18 protein-coding genes are annotated in these 17,834 nt (G+C 65.7%); 8 read left to right on the top strand and 10 right to left on the bottom strand.

Annotation, left to right across the window (positions count from 1 at the left end):
* The 3 genes from mmsA to dapF all read right to left on the bottom strand — a co-directional run bounded on the left by mmsA (position 1) and on the right by dapF (position 3,758).
* Positions 1 to 1,578: a multiple monosaccharide ABC transporter ATP-binding protein gene (gene mmsA / locus DK847_RS05990; RefSeq protein WP_425358682.1), complete on the bottom strand. Its 1,578-nt coding sequence runs from the start codon at positions 1,576 to 1,578 to the stop codon at positions 1 to 3.
* 40 nt (positions 1,579 to 1,618) lie between these two features.
* Positions 1,619 to 2,623, bottom strand: a complete 1,005-nt coding sequence (chvE, locus tag DK847_RS05985) for a multiple monosaccharide ABC transporter substrate-binding protein (RefSeq protein ID WP_425358685.1) — start codon at positions 2,621 to 2,623, stop codon at positions 1,619 to 1,621.
* A 280-nt stretch (positions 2,624 to 2,903) separates the two neighbouring features.
* Positions 2,904 to 3,758, bottom strand: coding sequence for a diaminopimelate epimerase (dapF, locus tag DK847_RS05980; RefSeq protein WP_111196824.1), 855 nt, complete (start codon positions 3,756 to 3,758; stop codon positions 2,904 to 2,906).
* Positions 3,759 to 3,943: 185 nt separating this feature from the next.
* Here dapF and DK847_RS05975 point away from each other — a divergent pair, with 185 nt between their 5' ends.
* From DK847_RS05975 to DK847_RS05960, 4 genes are all read left to right on the top strand, one after another.
* Positions 3,944 to 4,825, top strand: coding sequence for an ABC transporter permease (locus DK847_RS05975; RefSeq protein WP_111196822.1), 882 nt, complete (start codon positions 3,944 to 3,946; stop codon positions 4,823 to 4,825).
* Positions 4,822 to 5,631 (top strand): ABC transporter permease, encoded by an 810-nt coding sequence (locus DK847_RS05970; RefSeq protein ID WP_342634746.1) that lies wholly within the window; start codon positions 4,822 to 4,824, stop codon positions 5,629 to 5,631. The genes DK847_RS05975 and DK847_RS05970 overlap by 4 nt, the downstream gene beginning before the upstream one ends.
* A 23-nt stretch (positions 5,632 to 5,654) precedes the next feature.
* A complete protein-coding gene (locus DK847_RS05965; RefSeq protein ID WP_111196818.1) occupies positions 5,655 to 6,797 on the top strand; it encodes an extracellular solute-binding protein in 1,143 nt (380 codons plus the stop codon).
* A 68-nt stretch (positions 6,798 to 6,865) separates the two neighbouring features.
* The gene (locus DK847_RS05960) at positions 6,866 to 7,948 is read left to right on the top strand and encodes an ABC transporter ATP-binding protein (RefSeq protein ID WP_111196816.1); all 1,083 of its coding nucleotides are present in this window, start codon (positions 6,866 to 6,868) and stop codon (positions 7,946 to 7,948) included.
* Positions 7,949 to 7,989: 41 nt separating this feature from the next.
* Here the strand turns inward: DK847_RS05960 and DK847_RS05955 are convergent, their stop codons facing one another.
* Genes DK847_RS05955 through DK847_RS05945 form a run of 3 tightly spaced genes read right to left on the bottom strand, consistent with a single transcriptional unit; the run spans position 7,990 to position 9,994 of the window.
* Positions 7,990 to 8,724, bottom strand: a complete 735-nt coding sequence (locus DK847_RS05955; protein WP_111196814.1) for an SDR family NAD(P)-dependent oxidoreductase — start codon at positions 8,722 to 8,724, stop codon at positions 7,990 to 7,992.
* Positions 8,724 to 9,248 (bottom strand): 2,4'-dihydroxyacetophenone dioxygenase family protein, encoded by a 525-nt coding sequence (locus DK847_RS05950; protein ID WP_111196813.1) that lies wholly within the window; start codon positions 9,246 to 9,248, stop codon positions 8,724 to 8,726. Before DK847_RS05950 ends, DK847_RS05955 begins: the two co-directional genes overlap by 1 nt.
* A 41-nt stretch (positions 9,249 to 9,289) precedes the next feature.
* Positions 9,290 to 9,994, bottom strand: a complete 705-nt coding sequence (locus DK847_RS05945; protein ID WP_146256058.1) for a peptidoglycan-binding domain-containing protein — start codon at positions 9,992 to 9,994, stop codon at positions 9,290 to 9,292.
* Between the two features lie 132 nt (positions 9,995 to 10,126).
* Here DK847_RS05945 and DK847_RS05940 point away from each other — a divergent pair, with 132 nt between their 5' ends.
* The 3 genes from DK847_RS05940 to DK847_RS05930 are packed head-to-tail and all read left to right on the top strand — an operon-like array spanning position 10,127 to position 14,239.
* Entirely contained in the window at positions 10,127 to 10,783 is a 657-nt protein-coding gene (locus DK847_RS05940; RefSeq protein WP_111197281.1) for an ABC transporter ATP-binding protein, read from the top strand.
* On the top strand, positions 10,783 to 13,194 hold the full coding sequence (locus tag DK847_RS05935) for an ABC transporter permease (protein ID WP_111196810.1): 2,412 nt from the start codon (positions 10,783 to 10,785) through the stop codon (positions 13,192 to 13,194). Before DK847_RS05940 ends, DK847_RS05935 begins: the two co-directional genes overlap by 1 nt.
* On the top strand, positions 13,184 to 14,239 hold the full coding sequence (locus DK847_RS05930) for a lipocalin-like domain-containing protein (RefSeq protein WP_111196808.1): 1,056 nt from the start codon (positions 13,184 to 13,186) through the stop codon (positions 14,237 to 14,239). Before DK847_RS05935 ends, DK847_RS05930 begins: the two co-directional genes overlap by 11 nt.
* Before the next feature lie 133 nt (positions 14,240 to 14,372).
* On the opposite strand, the gene DK847_RS05925 is transcribed toward DK847_RS05930, so the two are convergent.
* From DK847_RS05925 to DK847_RS05910, 4 genes are all read right to left on the bottom strand, one after another.
* Entirely contained in the window at positions 14,373 to 15,032 is a 660-nt protein-coding gene (locus DK847_RS05925; RefSeq protein ID WP_342634745.1) for a YciE/YciF ferroxidase family protein, read from the bottom strand.
* Between the two features lie 77 nt (positions 15,033 to 15,109).
* Positions 15,110 to 15,964: an SDR family oxidoreductase gene (locus tag DK847_RS05920; protein ID WP_111196806.1), complete on the bottom strand. Its 855-nt coding sequence runs from the start codon at positions 15,962 to 15,964 to the stop codon at positions 15,110 to 15,112.
* Positions 15,961 to 16,347: a hypothetical protein gene (locus DK847_RS05915; protein ID WP_111196804.1), complete on the bottom strand. Its 387-nt coding sequence runs from the start codon at positions 16,345 to 16,347 to the stop codon at positions 15,961 to 15,963. The genes DK847_RS05920 and DK847_RS05915 overlap by 4 nt, the downstream gene beginning before the upstream one ends.
* Complete coding sequence (locus DK847_RS05910) at positions 16,347 to 16,823, bottom strand: hypothetical protein (RefSeq protein ID WP_111196802.1); 477 nt, start codon at positions 16,821 to 16,823, stop codon at positions 16,347 to 16,349. Before DK847_RS05910 ends, DK847_RS05915 begins: the two co-directional genes overlap by 1 nt.
* A 134-nt stretch (positions 16,824 to 16,957) precedes the next feature.
* On the opposite strand from DK847_RS05910, the gene ku reads away from it, so the two are divergent.
* Positions 16,958 to 17,833, top strand: a complete 876-nt coding sequence (gene ku, locus DK847_RS05905; protein ID WP_111196801.1) for a non-homologous end joining protein Ku — start codon at positions 16,958 to 16,960, stop codon at positions 17,831 to 17,833.
* Position 17,834: the final 1 nt, after the last annotated feature.

The following is a 17,834-nucleotide window of genomic DNA, read 5'->3' as shown; positions in this document are numbered from 1 at the left end:
TCAGTCTTCCCATGATTTCATGATGGCCCGCATGATCTTCTCCTGCGAGGCCTCCTTTGCCGGCATTTCGGCGACGAGCCGGCCGTCGTTCATCACATAGATGCGGTCGGAGATGCCGAGGAGCTCCGGCATTTCCGACGAGATCACGATCACCGCCTTGCCGGCCTCGGCCAGCTGGTTGATGATGCCGTAGATTTCGTACTTGGCGCCGACATCGATACCGCGCGTCGGCTCATCGAGGATCAGCACCTCGGGGCCGGAGAACAGCCATTTCGACAACACCACCTTCTGCTGGTTGCCGCCGGAAAGGTTGACGGTGGTCTGGTAGACCGAGGAGCAGCGGATCTTGAGGTCCTGGCGGTATTTGTTGGCAACGCTCAGCTCCTCGAGGTCGTCAACGACGCCCCGTGCAGCGACACCCTCGAGATTGGCCAGCGTGACATTGTGCTTGATGTGGTCGATGAGCACGAGACCATAGGTCTTGCGGTCTTCCGTGGCATAGGCAAGACCCGCGTCCATGGCCTTGGGGATGGTGCTGACATCGATGGGCTTGCCGTGGAGCAGCACCTCGCCCGAGATCTTCTGGCCATAGGCGCGGCCGAAGATCGACATGGCGAGCTCGGTGCGGCCGGCACCCATGAGGCCGGCGATGCCCACGACCTCGCCCTTGCAGACGTGGAAGTTCACGTCCTTGATCATTTGCCGGTCGGCATGGAGCGGGTGATAGGCGTTCCAGTTCTTCACCTCGAAGATCGGGTTCAGGACCTTCGCATGGCGCGGCGGATAACGGTCGGTCAATTCACGGCCGACCATGGCCTTGATGATGCGGTCCTCGTCGACCTTGGCTGTCTTGGTGTCGAGCGTGTCGACCGTCCTGCCATCGCGGATCACGGTGATGCGGTCTGCCACCTTCATCACCTCGTTGAGCTTGTGGGTGATGAGGATCGAGGAGATGCCCTGCGCGCGGAACTCCTGCAGGAGGGCGAGGAGCGCGTTCGAATCCGTTTCGTTGAGGCTCGATGTCGGCTCGTCGAGGATCAGGAGCTTCACCGACTTGTTGAGCGCCTTGGCGATTTCGACCAGCTGCTGCTTGCCGGTGCCGAGATTGGTGATGAGCGTGTTGGGGTGTTCGTGGAGGCCGACCTTGCCGAGGAGGTCCTTGGTGCGGCGGAAGGCCTCGAACCAGTCGATGACGCCGTTTTTCGCCGTCTCGTGGCCGAGGAAGATGTTCTCGGCGATGGAGAGCAGCGGCACGAGGGCCAGTTCCTGGTGGATGATGATGACGCCGGTGTTTTCGGAATCGGCGATCGAGGCGAACTTGCGCTCGGTGCCGTCGAAGAAGATCTGGCCGTCATAGCTGCCGTGCGGGTAGACGCCGGACAGCACCTTCATGAGGGTGGACTTGCCAGCGCCATTCTCGCCGACCACGGCATGGATCTCGCCGGGCATGACCGAGAGGTTGACATCGGTCAGCGCCTTCACGCCTGGGAAGGTCTTGGTAATGCCGCGCATTTCGAGAATGGGCTGCATCGGTCCTCGCGTCGCTGGGCTGGAACACAGGCCAGCCCCGGGGATCATCCCCGGGGCTGACTGTTCGTGAAACGAAGCCTTGAGAGGCTTAATTGTTGATCTGGTCGGCGGTGTAGTAGCCCGAGCCGACCAGCACCGTCTCGATGTCGCCCTTGCCGACGGACACCGGCTTCAGCAGGTAGGAAGGAACCACCTTGACGCCGTTGTTGTAGGTCTTGGTGTCGTTGATCTCCGGATCCTTGCCCGAGAGCACCGTGTCGACCATCTTGGCGGTGACCTTGGCGAGTTCGCGCGTGTCCTTGAACACGGTCGAATACTGCTCGCCGGCGATCATGCCCTTGACCGAGGCCAGCTCGGCGTCCTGGCCGGTGACGATCGGCATCGGCTGGTCCGGCGTGCCATAGCCCACGCCCTTGAGGGACGAGATGATGCCGCGCGACAGGCCGTCATAAGGCGCGAGCACGCCCTGCACCTTCTTGTCGGTGTAGAAGGCCGAGAGCAGGTTGTCCATGCGGGCCTGCGCGACAGCGCCGTCCCAGCGCAGCGTGCCGACCTTGTCCATGCCCATCTGGCCCGACACGACGGCGATCTGGCCGGCATCGATCAGCGGCTGGAGGACGGACATGGCGCCGTCGTAGAAATAGAAGGCGTTGGTGTCGTCCGGCGATCCGCCGAAGAGCTCGACGTTCCACGGCTTCACGTCCGGGAAGCGCTCCTTCAGGCCATCGACCAGCGAGGTGCCCTGCAGCACGCCCACGCCGAAATTGTCGAAGGTGGTGTAGTAGTCGACGTCGCCGGTCTTGGAGATCAGGCGGTCATAGGCGAAGACCTTGGCGCCGCCTTCCTTGGCCTTCTTCAGGATGTCCGACAGCGTGGTGCCGTCGATCGCCGCGATGATGAGCACCTTGGCGCCCTTGGTGACCATGTTCTCGATCTGGGCGAGCTGGTTCGGGATGTCGTCTTCGGCGTACTGGAGATCGGTCTCGTAGCCGAGCGCGGTGAATTCCTTCACCATGCTCTCGCCGTCCGAGATCCAGCGGGTCGAGGACTTGGTGGGCATCGAGATGCCGATCAGGCCCTTGCTTTCGGCCATCACCGGCGCAATGCCGGCAGCGAGCGCCGCGGCGAGGCCGGCGGCGGATACGGTGAACAGGCGACGGGTAATCATGGAATGGGTCCTCCCGGGGGTTGAACGTCAGCCGGGCTTCTTATGAATGCAGCCCGGACTGACGGGTTTGATAATGTACTGGCCCGATACGGGCAACCGCTATTGTATGTCAAATGCAGGAAGCCTTGCGGCAAGAGGCTTTTCGGGCGATCCGCGGCAATGTCATGAAATCTTTTTGAAGCACGGGAAACTCCGGCCTCGGCCGCTAGACATATCCGGTGCAGCAGAAGGCCACGGGGCCTGACATGACCGCACGGCCATCATCCAGCAGGCGGATGCGCAGTGTGCCGCCGGGGAGGTGGACCGTGAAGTCGCTCCCTCTCAGCAGGCCACGCAGGCGCCCGGCATAGGCGGCCACGCAGGCCCCGGTGCCGCAGGCCTGGGTGAGCATCCCGGGCCGCTCCCATACGGCGAGCTGCAGCGTCGTTGCGTCGACAACGCGCGCCACGCCGACATTCACGCTTTCGGGGAACAGGGGGTCCCGGGCAATGCCGGGCGCGAGCGCCGGAATGTCGATCTCCTGGTCGACGAAGAACACCGCATGCGGGTTGCCGATCGACAGGGCCACGCCATCGGTGAGGGCGCCGCTGGCGAGCGGCAGGTGCTGCGTGTCCACCGCCCTGGCCAGCGGCACGCGTGCCCAGTCGGTGGTGATGGGGCCGAGCGTGACGCTGACGTCCCACGGGCCCTCCTTGCGGCACTGCAATGGCCCTCCGAGGCTGTCGATCAGCAGTTCCTCCTGCCCGGTCTCGTCGAACAGCAGCCAGGCGAGGCATCGCGTGGCATTGCCGCAGGCCTGGGCCACCGTGCCATCGATGTTGTGGATGCCCATGAAGGCGGCAGCATTCGCGGCGCGCGGCGGCTCGATGGTGATGACCTGCTCGGCCCCCACGCCAGCATGCACGTCGCAGATGCGGATGATGTCCGCGGGGGAAGGAACCGGGTGCAGGCGGCAGTCGAGGAACACGAAATGGTTGCGCAAGCCCTGCATCTTGATGAAGGGCCGCGACAAGGGCTGGGCCGCAGGCGGCGCCACGGCGAAGAAATCGGTCACCGGCATGGACGGAGGAGAATCTGCCCCGGCCGGCTTGTCAACCTCCGTCCGGCCATGGCGCCGGCGCGCCGGCGCGGGGTTGACACCTCATGCCAAAGCTTGGAGCATGTTGCAAAACGGTGACGAGTTGACGTGAAGAAAGCTCTCATATTCCGCAGCATGCCGGCCGCCCCCCAGCCGGGCAGCGCCTCATGAGCGCCTCGATGCTCTCGGCGGCCGAACGCCGCCGTCCATGGATCCTGCTGGCCCCGTCGCTGATCACGCTCTTCGTGCTGATGATCCTGCCCATCGGCATCATGACGATCTTCTCGTTCTACGAGTTCGTCACCGCGGGCGTGGAAAAGGAAGTCTTCACCACCGCCAACTGGCATGAGTTCCTGACCGACGGCTTCTACCACATGTTCCTGTGGAAGACGATCCGCGTGGCGGCGATCACCGCCATCCTCTGCGCGGTCATGGGCTATCCGGCCGCCTACTGCATCGCCATGACGACCTACCGGCACAAGTGGCTGCTTCTTCTCCTGCTCATCGTGCCGTTCTGGATCAGCTTCACCATCCGCACCTTCTCGTGGATCCACATCCTGGGCGAGCAGGGCGTCATCAATGTTTCGCTCATCAGGCTCGGAATCATCAACGAGCCGATCCGCATGCTCTATACCGAGGGCGCGGTCATCATGGGCATGATCCACTTCCTGCTGCCCTACATGATCCTCAATGTCTACGTGGCAATCGAGGGCATCGACCGCAACCTCATCTCGGCGGCGCGCACGCTGGGCTGCACCGCATGGCAGGCCTTCCGCGAGGTGGTGTTGCCGCTGTCGCTGCCGGGCCTCATGGCTGGCCTTCTTCTCTGCTTCGTACTGGCGGCGGGCAGCTACGTGACGCCGCAGATCCTCGGTTCAACGCGCGACGCGCTGTTCGGCAACATCATCTTCGACACCATCATGGGCGAGCTGAACTGGCCGATGGGCTCCACCCTGTCGCTGGTGCTGCTGATCTTCCTCGGTGCGGTGGCCGCGGTCTACAGCCGCTACATGGGTCTGTCACGCGTGTTCAAGGGACTGGGCGGATGAGCATGGATACCTCCACCAGGGGCTTTGGTTGGCGCGCGGTGCAATTTTTCACCGTGCTGGTCTATATCTTCATGTTCGCGCCGATCCTGGTGGTCATCGTCCTTTCCTTCAACGCCTCGCAGTTCGGCGGATTCCCGATGACCGGCTTCTCGCTGCACTGGTACGCCAAGCTGCTGGAGAACGACTCGGTGCTGCGCGCCTTCCAGACCTCGCTGTGGGTGGCGGTGGTCACCTCCATCGTGTGCTCGGTGCTCGGCATTCTCGCCGCGGTGGCCCTCGTGCGCTACGATTTCCCCGGCAAGGAATGGGTGAACACGATCCTGATCGCGCCAGCACTCGTGCCCGAGACGGTGCTGGGCGTGGGCCTCCTCCTGCTGATGCGCTTCGCCCACCAGCCGCGCACTTTGTGGCTTCTGGTGCTGGGCCACATCATGCTGGCGCTGCCCTATGTCGTGCTCGTGGTGCAGGCGCGGCTGATCGGCGTGAAGCGGGTCTACGAGGAGGCGGCGATGTCGTTGGGCGCCAACCGCTTCCAGACTTTCCGCGAGATCACCCTGCCACTGATCATGCCGGCCATCGTCGCCAGCCTGCTGCTCGTCTTCACCATTTCCTTCGACAACATCACGGCCTCCATGTTCTGGCGCCCCTCCGGCGTCGAGACCATGCCGACCGAGATCCTGTCGATGCTGAAAATCTCCATCAGCCCGGAGATCAACGCCCTGGGTACCTTGATGATCGTCGTAACCGTGGGACTTCCACTGCTCGGCGGCGGGCTCGCCCGCTACCTGGCACGAAGCGCGCGTTGACCCACAAACAGGGAGCTACAACAATGAAACTCACGACAACGAAACGCCTGGAGCGCCTGACCGAGCGCTACATGAATGGCGGCATGGACCGTCGCACCTTCCTGGGCCTCGCCGCTGCCGCTGCAACCACGGCAGGTGTCGGCATGCGCTGGATGCCGTCGGCCCTTGCCGCGGTCAGCGAAGTCCGCTTCGACGGTTGGGGTGGTGTCGTTCAGGAGGCGATCGACAAGTACGCCTTCCAGCCCTACACCGCCAAGACCGGGATCAAGGTGACGCAGGGCACCTTCGGCGACGAGAGCGAGATCATCACCAAGGTGAAGACCGCGACGCCGGGTGAGTTCCAGATCATCCATTCCTCGGGTGTGGAATACTACAAGCGTTACGTCGATGGCGGCTTCAACAGCGAGATCAACGTCGACAACATCCCGAACATGAAGTTCGTGATGCAGGCGATGATCGACCCCTTCCTGAAGATCACGCCCAAGCTCTCCTGCGCGCCCTATGACTATGGCACCACCGGCATTGCCTACAACACCACCGTGATCTCGGAGGCCGAGGCCAAGGAGAAGGGTGCGGCGCTGCTGGTCGACCCCAAGTACCAGGGCAAGATCGGTGGCTATGGCGACATGGTCACCCGCGTCTGGTACGGCGCGCTGGCGGCTGGCCAGGACCCCAACGACATCAAGGATATCGATGCGGTGTGGGCCAAGGTGCGCGAGAACCGCGACCTGGTGAAGAAATACTGGTCGTCGGGTGCCGAGCTCATGGACCTTCTCGCCAAGGGCGAGATCGTGGTGACGGAGGCATGGTCGGGCCGCGTGGCCGCGCTGCAGCAGCAGGGTCACCCCATCGGCTATCTCGACCCGCCGGGCTCCTATGCCTGGATGGAGGACATGCTGATCCTCAAGGGCTCGCCCATGGCCGAGTGCGAGGAACTCGTGAACTTCATGCTCGATCCGGCAACGGCCATCGCGGTAGCCGAGGGCCAGAACTATCCTCCCTCGCTGGACCCGACCAAGGTGAAGATGACCGAGAAGATCGAGAAGCTTCCGGCCTTCGACCCGACCGGCACCATGAAGAGCCTGACCTTCGCCAACCCCGACTACTGGTCGCAGAACCTCGACGCCTGGACCAAGCAGTGGGACCGCATCTCGAAGGGCGGCTGATCCACTGACGCAACACCTCGCTCTCCCCCGCCCGCGCGGGGGAGAGACCCATTGCCGAGAGAGACCACATGACCGCAGCCGCCGCCGTTGACCTTCGCCACGTGACGCTCGCCTATGGCGATTTCGTTGCCGTGAAGGACGTGAACCTGTCGATCAGGAAGGGCGAGTTCGTGACGCTGCTCGGCCCCTCGGGCTGCGGCAAGACGACGATATTGCGATCGATCGCCGGCCTCGTGCAGCCCACCGGCGGCGAGATCAACGTGGCCGGGCGGCGGATCGACAACATCCCGATCCACAAGCGCAATATCGGGCTCGTCTTCCAGAACTATGCGCTGTTCCCGCACAAGACGATCTTCGACAACATCGCCTTCGGCCTGAAGTACCGCAACGTCGAAAAGTCACTGATCGCGCAGAAGGTGACGCGTGCCCTCGAGATGGTGCGCCTGCCCGGCGTCGAGAAGAAGCTGCCGTCCGAAATGTCCGGTGGCCAGCAGCAGCGCATCGCACTGGCGCGCGCCATCGTCATCGAGCCGGACGTGCTGCTGCTCGACGAGCCGCTCTCCGCACTCGACGCCAACCTGCGCGAGGAGATGCGCACCGAACTCAAGATCATCCAGCGCGAAGTCGGCATCACCACGATCTTCGTCACCCACGACCAGGACGAGGCGCTGGCCATGTCCGACCGCATCGTGGTGATGAACAAGGGGCTGATCGAGCAGGTCGGCACGCCCGAGGACGTCTATCGCCGGCCGGAGTCGCGGTTCGTCGCGAGTTTCCTCGGCCAGTCCAACCTGCTGCCGGGGCGCGTGACGGGTCTTGCGGACGGCATCGCCAGCCTGCGCCTCGACAAGGATCATGTGCTCGCCGCGGCCGCGCCGGCCAGCCTGGGGGACGGCATGGCGGTCACCGCCATCGTCCGCGCGCAGAAGGTGCTGCTTGGACCGCCCGAACGCGACGGCCTCAGGGGGCGCATCATCTCGACCTCCTACCTCGGGGGCTCCGCCGCCTATTTCGTCGACATGGGCGGCATCACCCTGCAGTCCATCGCCACCATCGACGACCGCGTTTGGCGCGAGGGTGAGGAAGTGTCGATTGCCATCTCGCCCGCCGACGTGCTGCTGCTGGATGAAAGCGGGCACCGGCTGAAGTGATTTAATGCTCTCACGCATGACGCGAAAGGGAGATCCCGTCTTCACACCGCCATGTATCCGCCGTCGATCGCCAGCACGGTGCCGGTGATGAAGCCGGCGAGCGGCGATGACAGGAACAGTACGCCGCCCGCGATGTCCTCCGGCTTTCCCCAGCGCCCAAGGGGTGTGCGTGCGAGGATGGCGGCATTGCGTTCCTCATTGCTTCGCAGTGCCGCGGTCAGGGGTGTCTCGATCCAGCCCGGGGCGACGGCGTTGACGCGGATGCCATCGGCCGCATAGGCGATGGCCAGTGACTTGGTGAGTTGAGCCACGCCGCCCTTGGAGGCCGCGTAGCCCGGAACCAGCCCGCCGCCGAAGAAACTGAGCACGGAGGCCGTGTTGACGATGGTGCCCTTCGCTGCCGTCAGCTTTCCCCGTGCCGCCGCGCAGACGCGCATGGTGCCGGTGAGGTTGATGTCCACGACATCGGCGAAGACCTGCGGATCATGCTCCGCCCCACGCCGGATCACGCCCGCGCAATTGACGACATGATGGAGTTCAGGAAGCGAGGCGATGAGACTTTCGATCTCCGCCGCGCTGCGCACGTCGAGCAGGGTGGTCCGCAAGGCCATCGTGGCGTCTGCAGCGGCATTGAGTTCCTCGAGCGTGACGCCCGTGGCGGTGACGATCGCCCCCTCGGCAAGAAAGGCCCGGGCGATGCCGAGGCCGATGCCGGAAGTGCCGCCCGTCACCAGCACATGCCTGCCCGCGAAGCAGCCACTGGGCCAGACTGCCATCAGCGGATGAAACGGTTCACGTAATCCGCCCCCAGCCCCACCTTCTCGAAATGCGCGCGGCACATGTCGATCTTGGTGAAGACATCCTCGAAACCCAGGTTCTTCCCCCACGGATCGACGTAATACATCATGCCGTTGACCTGAAAGAAGGTGATCATCTCCTCAACGCCTTCGGGCACCACCAGCGTATGGGTTTCGCCCGGCGGCTCGAAGACATAGGATCCCTCGACGGCCTCCCAGTCATGTTCGAGATAGTGCCAGCGGCCCTTGAGCACGAGGCCATGCACCGCCTGCGGGTGGCGGTGGCGCGACACGATGCCGGATTTCCGCACCTTCAGGAGGTTCACCCAGTAGCCTTGGCTGCGGTTCAGGCACAGTGGGCGGAACCACAGGTTCTCTGCCTGCGGCACCCACAGACGGTCATCCTCGGGGATGGCCCGGGGCTCGACGATCTCCGCCAGCGCATCGGGCGGGAAGGGCAGCTGGTAGGGCATGCGTGCAAGGTCGTCCGGCGCGGCTGGCATGGTGTTGAGTCTCCTTCGTCTCGGGCGGAAGACTAGTGCGCTCAGCGGATCTCCGCCAGCCATGCGTTGGCAAGGAAGGTGGACAGCTTGCGGCCCAGCGCTTCATAGGGTGCGCCCCAGGAAATTGTGAAACCCGTGGTGTTGGCCCCGTCCCGCGCCATCATTGTATAGAACTTGCTCTGGTGAAAGACGCCAGTGACCACGAAGCGGTTGTCGAAGCGCCGCTCATAGACGATGTGCTTGCCTTCGGTTGCGGCGGAGAGCGTCTTCCACAGCCTGTCATAGCTCTTCTCCGTACCGGGGAAGGACAGGAAGGCCAGCGACAGCATGCCGTCCCGGCGCGTGAACAGCAGTCCTTCCGCGGTCTGGCGCTCGCTGTCGAACAGGCCGCGCGGCACCAGCAGACGCGCACCGGTATGCGGGTGCCGGTAGGAACGCGCACCGAGCTGGTGGTAGAAGTCATCCGCCAGGCGCGCCAGCTGCTGTACCTGTTCTGGCGCAAGCACGCCATCTTCGTTCATGCCGTGGCGCCGCTCGAAGGCCCGGATGGCGCGGTACAGGTAGGGTGTGAAGCCAAGTGCGGCGAGGCCTTCGAAGGTGCCGGCGGCAATGAGGCCCAGCGTCACCGCGCTGCGTTCGGCGCGCGACAGGCCTTCGAAGCTGGCCTTTGCCTCGGGGTAGCCGGCATGGGCCGGTGCACTCGCCAGCACGAGGCTTATGAGGAGGGAGGGGATTATCCTTGTCATGTCATGTCCGCTGCTGGCATCTGAAACGCAACGGCCGCCCGGGGCCGGCCGTTCCCGGGCATGCGGCATCTCTGCACGGGTCCGCTGGGCACTGGCCTGCGTAGGATGCGGGTTGCGGCAACAGGATCGATGATGCTTCTTGAACTGGCGGATGTGAGCAAGTCCTACCCCACCGGGGAAGGCATTCTGCACGTGCTGCGCGGCGTGAGCCTGGCGCTGGACGCGGGCGAGAGCCTGGCCCTGACGGGCGAGTCGGGGAGCGGCAAGAGCACGCTGCTCCACCTGGCCGGCGGGCTCGACCGTCCGGACCAGGGCGCCATCCGCTTCGGCGGCCAAGACATCGCGCGGCTGGGGGACCGGGAGCTGGCGAGCTTCCGCCGGGTGAGCGTGGGACTGGTGTTCCAGCAGTTCAACCTGATCCCGTCGCTGGACGTCGGCCACAACCTCGCCTTTCAGGCGCGACTGGGTGGACGCCATGACGCGGATTGGACGGATCGGCTGGCGGAGCGGCTGGGGCTGGTGAAGCTCCTTGAGCGCTACCCCGAACAGCTCTCGGGTGGCCAGCAGCAGCGCGTGGCCATCGGCCGCGCTCTGGCGGGCAGGCCGCAGCTGATCCTCGCTGACGAGCCTACCGGCAATCTCGACGAGGCGACGGGTGACGCGGTTCTGGACCTCATGCTGGCGCTGCTCGCCGAAACGGGAGCCGCGCTGCTGATGGTCACCCATTCGACCCGGCTTGCGGCGCGGCTCGGCCGCCGCCTGCACCTGACGGCGGGAAGGCTCACCTGATGCTGGCCCAGGGCTTCCTCGCCCTTCTCTCGCACTGGCGGCGCCACAGGCTGCAACTGGCCATGCTGCTGCTGGGGCTGGCGCTGGCCACCGCCCTGTGGTCTGCCGTGCAGGCCATCAATGGCGAGGCCCGTGCAAGCTATGCCCGCGCCGCCGCCGTGGTGGGGCAGGACCGCCTGGAGCAGCTGGTGCGCGCCGACGGCATGCGGTTACCGCAATCCGACTACATTGCGCTGCGCAAGGCGGGCTGGCTGGTGTCGCCGGTGATCGAGGGCGAGAAGCGATTTGATGGCGAGCGCCTGCGCATTCTCGGCATCGATCCCGTCACGCTGCCGCGCGAGGCCGCCCAGGTCGATGTCGGGGCGGAAGACATCGGGCTTTCCCGCTTCATCACGCCGCCCGGCCTGTTCATCGTCTCCCGCGAGACGGCGGATCGTCTTGCCGGGGCCGCGACGCCACCTCTCAGCATCAGCGAGGCGCTGCCGTCCGGCACGGTCCTGACCGATATCGGCATCGCACAGGACCTGCTCGATGCGCCGGGACAGTTGTCACGCCTGCTGATCGACCCCCGGCAGCCAACCGCGGCAAAACCGCTGGCAGAGGTGGCGCCACATCTGGTGCGGCGCGCACCGGTGGCGGAAAGCGACCTGTCGCGCCTGACCGACAGCTTTCACCTCAATCTCACGGCCTTCGGTCTCCTCGCCTTTGCCGTCGGGCTGTTCATCGTGCACTCGGCGATCGGCCTCGCCTTCGAGCAGCGCCGCCCGGTGATCCGCACGCTGCGCGCCGTGGGCCTGCCCTTGCGCACGCTCATCGGGCTGATGGTGGCGGAACTCCTCGTGCTGTCCACCGTCGCCGGTCTGATCGGCGTGGCGCTGGGCTATGGCGTTGCCGCGCTTCTGCTGCCGGACGTGGCGGCGAGCCTGCGCGGGCTCTATGGCGCGGAGGTGCCGGGCACGCTGTCGATCAGGCCCTCGGTGTGGGGGCTGGGGCTGGCGATCGCCGTGGCCGGCACGCTCGCCTCCGCTGCGTCCCGCCTGTGGCGCATCGCGGCGATGCCGCTGCTTGCGCCCGCGCGCCCGCGGGCCTGGAGCCTTGCATCGGAACGCTCCCTTCGGCTGCAGGCGGCGGCAGGGCTGGCGCTGCTGGCCGCTGCGTGGCTGATCGTGGGGTTCGGAGCGGGACTGGTCGCCGGCTTCACCGCACTCGGCGCGATGCTGCTGGGGGCGGCCCTGATCTTGCCCTTGCTGCTGTCAGTGCTGCTGAAACTCGCTGCGGCACTCTCGAAGGGCGTGGTGGCGCAGTGGTTCTGGGCCGACACGCGGCAGCAGCTTCCCGGCCTGTCGCTGGCGTTGATGGCCCTGCTGCTGGCCCTCGCTGCCAATGCGGGCGTTGGCACCATGGTGCAGAGCTTCCGCCAGACCTTCGTCGGCTGGCTGGACCAGCGGCTGCCGTCGGAGCTCTATGTCACCACACGTTCGGCCGCGGAGTCGCTGCAGGTGCGCGAGTGGCTGCGCCAGCGCAGCGATGCGGTGCTGCCGATCTGGAATGCCGAGCTGCGGATGTTCGGCCAGCCGGTGCAGGTCTTTGGCATCGCCGACCATGCGACCTATCGCGACCATTGGCCGATGCTGGAGGCAGAGCCCGATGCCTGGGACAGGATCGCGCGCGGCGAGGGCGTTCTCGCCAACGAGCAGTTGATGCGCCGCGCGGCACTCAGGCTCGGTGACACCATTCCGCTGGAGGCCGGCGTGAGCCTGCCGCTGGTGGGGGTCTTCTCGGATTATGGCAACCCGAAGGGGCAGGTGATCATCGGTGTCGACATGCTGGTGAAGCTCTTCCCCGATGCCAGCCGGCTGCGCTACGCGGTGCGGATTGCGCCCGACAGGGCGCCGCAGCTGGCCGCAGACCTGCGCCGGGCTTTCGATCTTCCACTCGAGAACGTGGTGAACCAGGCCACGGTGAAGGACTTCTCGCTGAAAATCTTCGAACGCACCTTTGCGGTGACGGCGGCCCTCAATGTGCTGACGCTGGGTGTGGCGGGGCTTGCGATCTTCGCCAGCCTGCTCACCCTGTCCGGCATGCGGCTGTCGCAGCTCGCGCCCGCCTGGGCCATGGGGCTGGCGCTGAGGCGGCTGGCGCTCCTTGAAGTGCTGCGCAGTGCGGCGCTGGCGAGCTTCACCATGCTGGCGGCCGTGCCGGTGGGGCTGGGGCTTGCCTGGATGCTGCTCGCCGTCATCAATGTCGAGGCCTTCGGCTGGCGCCTGCCGATGCATCTTTTCCCGCTGGACTGGCTGCGGCTGTTCCTGCTCGCGGTGGCCAGCGCGGTGCTGGCGGCGCTGCTGCCTGCCCTGTGGCTGACGCGCCGCCGGCCTGCCGATCTCGTGAAGGTCTTCGCCAATGAACGCTAGGCTGATCATCCTGATGCTGCTCTTGATGGCGGTTCCCGCGCTGGCACAGGGCTTCGCCGGGCTGGGGGGCGATGCGCAGGGCTTCGCCATGCCGCGGCGCGGCGTGCCGCTGGCGTTCCCACGCGACCATGGCGCGCATCCCGACTACCGCATCGAGTGGTGGTACCTGACCGCCAACCTCAAGGGAGACGACGGCCGCGACTATGGCGCGCAGTGGACGCTGTTCCGCTCGGCACTGGCACCGGAGGAGAGGCCGGGCTGGCAGAGCCCGCAGCTTTGGATGGGCCATGCGGCGCTGACCACGGCCGAGCGCCACTATTCGGCTGAGCGCGTGGGCCGCGGCGGCGTGGGGCAGGCGGGGGTGACCCTCGCACCCTTTTCCGCCGCGATCGACGACTGGAACATGGTGGGCCACGCGAAGCCGCCGGCGGATGAACTGTCCGCCCTCACCATCACCGCGGCGGGCGAGGGCTTCTCCTATCGCCTCGAACTCGACGCGCAAGGCCCGCTCGTGCTGCAGGGCGAGCGCGGCTATTCGGTGAAATCCGCGCAGGGCCAGGCGAGCTATTACTACTCGCAGCCCTTCTATCGGGTGACGGGCAGCATCACCGTCGACGGCAAGGAGATTGTGGTGACGGGGCAGGCGTGGTTCGACCATGAATGGTCGTCACAGCCCCTCGCCAAGGACCAGACGGGCTGGGACTGGTTCTCCTTCCACTTCGACAGCGGCGCGAAGCTCATGGGTTTCCGCCTGCGTGACCAAGGAGACGGCTTCACCTCTGCCACCTGGATCAACCCCGATGGCACGCCGGAGCCGCAGCCGCCCGGCGCCCTGACGGTCACGCCGCGCGCCTGGGCGGAAATGAAGGGCCATCGCGTGCCGGTGCAGTGGAATGTCTCCCTGCCGGCGAGGGGCGTCGCGGTCACGACGGCGCCGGTGATTGAGGATGCCTGGATGGAGACCCAGGTTGAATACTGGGAAGGCCCGGTGCGCATCACGGGCAGTCATCCCGGTGTCGGCTATGTGGAGATGACGGGGTATTGACACTCTGTTGTGTCGCAATGGGTCCCGCTGCTCATCATGCCCGGGCTTGTTCCGGGCATCTTCTTCGCGGCCTCCAAAAAGGAATCGCCGGGACAAGCCCGGCGATGATGAGATCAGGAACTGCGGAGCGATCTTACGCCGCCGCGCGCTGGCTCACCGCGTCCTCGGCGATCTCCGAGAGCTTCTCGTCGGCTGCCTTTTCTTCTTCCAGCGTCTGCTCCAGCAGCTCCGCCACCTCGCTGTTGCCGATTTCGGCAGCCCAGCAGGCAAGCGTGCCGTAGCGGGCGATCTCGTAGTGCTCCACCGTCTGGGCCGAGGAGATGATGGCAGCATCGAGCGTCTGCTCGTCTGCGATTTCCCCCATCACCTCCTCGGCCTCGCGGATCAGGCCCTCGATCGCTTCGCAGGTCTTGCCGGATGCCTTCTGGTCGAGCAGTTCGAAGACCTGCTCCAGACGGCGCACATGGGTTTCGGTTTCGCCCAGGTGGCTTTCGATGGCCTCCTTGAGTTCGTCGGAAGACGCCTTCTGCGCCATTTTCGGCAGGGTCTTCACCAGTTTCTTCTCGACGTAATAGAGATCCTTGAGCGTCTCGATGAAAAGGTCGTTGAGGGTGTTCACGGTCATGTCGTTCTCCTTGCCTGATGGTAAATTGAGGTTTCGCCGCCGCCATGTCTCGAAGGCCTCGGCGTGATGCTGGCGGTGTTCGGCGCGGGCGGCGCGGAAGTCCGCTTCGAGGCGCGTTGCCTGCGCATCACGCCATCCCGCGAGATCGGCACTCTTCTCCTTGTGCATGGGGTGGTTCCTGGCCTGCTGCTTGCCGTCTGGCTGCCTTCAGAACCAGTTCTCACCCCATGCGGTTCCCTGCGATGTCAGGATCCCACCATCTCGCCGCCATTGGGGTGCAGCACCTGGCCGGTCATGTAGGAGGCCTCCGCGCTGGCAAGGAAGACAAAGCAGCTCGCCACCTCATTGGGCTGGCCCGGCCGCTTCAATGGCGTATCGCTGCCGTGGGTCGAGACCTTCCCGGCATCGAACGAGGCGGGGATGAGCGGAGTCCAGATCGGCCCTGGCGCCACGGCATTGACCCTTATGCCGCGCTCCGCGAGGAGCTGTGAGAGCGAACGCGTCAGGGTGACGATGGCCCCCTTGGTGGCCGAGTAGTCGAGCAGCTGCGTATGTCCGCGATAGGCCGTGACGGACGTGCAGTTGATGATCGCCGAACCCTCGCCCATGTGCGCCAGTGCCGCCCGGGTGAGAAAGAACATGCTGAAGACGTTGGTGCGGAAGGTGCGGGTGATCTGTTCCTCGGTCAGCTCCTCGAGGCCCCCGACGGTGTGCTGCTCGGCAGCGTTGTTGACCAGAATGTCAATGCGCCCGAAGCGCGCGACGGCCCTGGCAATCGCCGCGCGGCAGACCTGCTCCGAGCCGAGGTCGCCGGCGAAGAGTTCAGCCGCGCTGCCCTCACCGGCCACCAGGCGGGCGGTCTCCCGCGCGTCATCATGTTCTTCGAGATAGAGGATGACGATGCGTGCCCCCTCGCGTGCCATGGCGACGGCGACGGCCCGGCCGATGCCGCTGTCTCCGCCCGAGATCACGGCGACCTTGCCCGCGAGACGGTCAGCGCCGCGAAAGCGCGGCGTGAAATCGGGTCGCGGCGTCATCTCGCTCTCGCGGCCGGGCTGGTGGTCCTGCTGCTGCGGCGGCAGTGTCTGCTTGCCGCTCATGCCCGCACCAGCGCCGAGGTTACGGCAGGAAGCTGGATCACCACGGCCTGCTGGCCGGGCCGCAGGTGGGTGAGAAGCACCACCTCGCCGCTGCCGAACTCCAGCGCGTCATGGTGCAGCAACGGGTTGGCCTCGTTCACATGGCGGAAGCGCGCGGTGCGGCAGTCCTGCGCCCGCGCCCGCAGGAGGAAGCGGAACAGCCCGGTAAACGCCACGGCGTCCGCGAAGGCGAGCTCCGTGCCGGGCTTCAGGCACACGGCCACATCGAGCCTCCCGGCTGCTGCGAATCCAAGTGTCGTGGATCCCGGAAAGGCGGTGGTGACGAGGCTTTCCCCCGTCACCGCCGCGCGGTTCGTCTGCCGCTCAAGGCTGTAGTCGCACATCAGGGATTGGCCGGGGGCGTTGTGCTGCCGCTGGCATCGCCGGCTCCAGGCGCCGTCTGCGGGGCGGGCGCCGTCGTGCTGCCCGTGGCATCATCGTTCGTGGGCGTGCTGTTGCTGTCGGCGACCGGCGGGTTGGTCGTGCCGGTGCCGGTGGCCAGGTCATTGCGGTTGGTGCCCAAGTAGAAGGCGATGAGGAAGGCCACCAGCAGCACCACCGCCACAATCGCGAAGGTGCTGACGAAGCTGCGTCCGCCACGCGCCGCTGTGTCCGAGGGCGGCCTGCCGGTGGTGCCGGGATTGCCGGTGCGCCGCACCGTTTCGCCCGGCGGCAGGTTCACCTCGTTGAGGTCGCTGGTCCGGGAGCCGGGGCGGTCCATGCTGCCGAGCGGCTCCTGCATCGGGGTGAGCGTGTCACGCTCATCGTCGCGGCTGTCCGCAATGGTTTCGCGCCGCCGCGGACCCGGGGTGGTTGCCATGAGCCTTCTCCTTGCTGAGGGTTGAATCTCTGTCCGGGTCCAAACAGCCGGGAGGCGGCGAAGGTTCCGCTGCGCCGCCCGGCAACGGAACCTGCCGCGCCTTCGCCGCATTTCGGCGCGGAAAGGGAGGGATCATGGCCGCACGCGCATATTGGAAGGGTTTCCTGAGGTTGTCGCTGGTGTCGATCGCGGTGGAGGTGTTCAATGCCGAAGACCGCAAGGCTGACCTCTCATTTCACCAGATCCACAAGCCCACCGGAAAGCGCATCCACCATGCCAAGACGGCGGAAGGAGTTGGCGAGGTCGCGGCGAAGGACATCGTCAGCGGCTACGAGATCGAGAAGGGCGAATACGTGATCATGGCGCCGGACGAAATCGACGCCGTCAAGCTCGAGAGCAAGCGCACCATCGAGCTCTCGCAGTTTGTGCCGCTCGCCGAGGTGGACCCGCGCTATTTCGAGCAGCCCTACTACGTGACGCCGGGCGACGAGCATGCAGCCGAGGGCTATCTCGTCATCCGCGAGGCGCTGAGGAAGACCGGCACCATCGGCATCGGGCAGTTGACGGCACAGGGCCGCGAACACCTGATCGGCGTGGCGCCGCTTGACCAGGGCCTGATGCTGAACCGCTTGCGCTATGCGGGCGAGGTGCGGCCCATCGCAGAGTTCTTTTCCGATCTGCCGAAGCTGAAGCTCGACCATGAGATGGTCGACCTCGTCACCGAGTTGATCGGGCGCAAGCAGGGCCGCTTCCGGCCGGAGGCTTTCGAGGATCACTATGAAACCGAGCTGCGCAAGCTGATCCAGCGCAAGGCCAAGGGCGAGACGATCGTGAGCGAGCCCGAGGAGGAAGCGCCCAAGGGCAATGTCATCAACCTCATGGATGCGCTGCGCGACAGCCTGAACAAGGGTGGCGGCGGCAAGCCCGCGGCAGCCCGCAAGGCCGCGCCGAAGCGCAAGGCGGAGCCGAAACGCAAGGCGGCGCCCCGCAGGCGCGCCAAGGGGGCCTAGC

The organism is Aestuariivirga litoralis (genome assembly GCF_003234965.1).
Taxonomy (GTDB): domain Bacteria; phylum Pseudomonadota; class Alphaproteobacteria; order Rhizobiales; family Aestuariivirgaceae; genus Aestuariivirga; species Aestuariivirga litoralis.
This window is presented reverse-complemented; position numbering and strand designations above follow the sequence as displayed.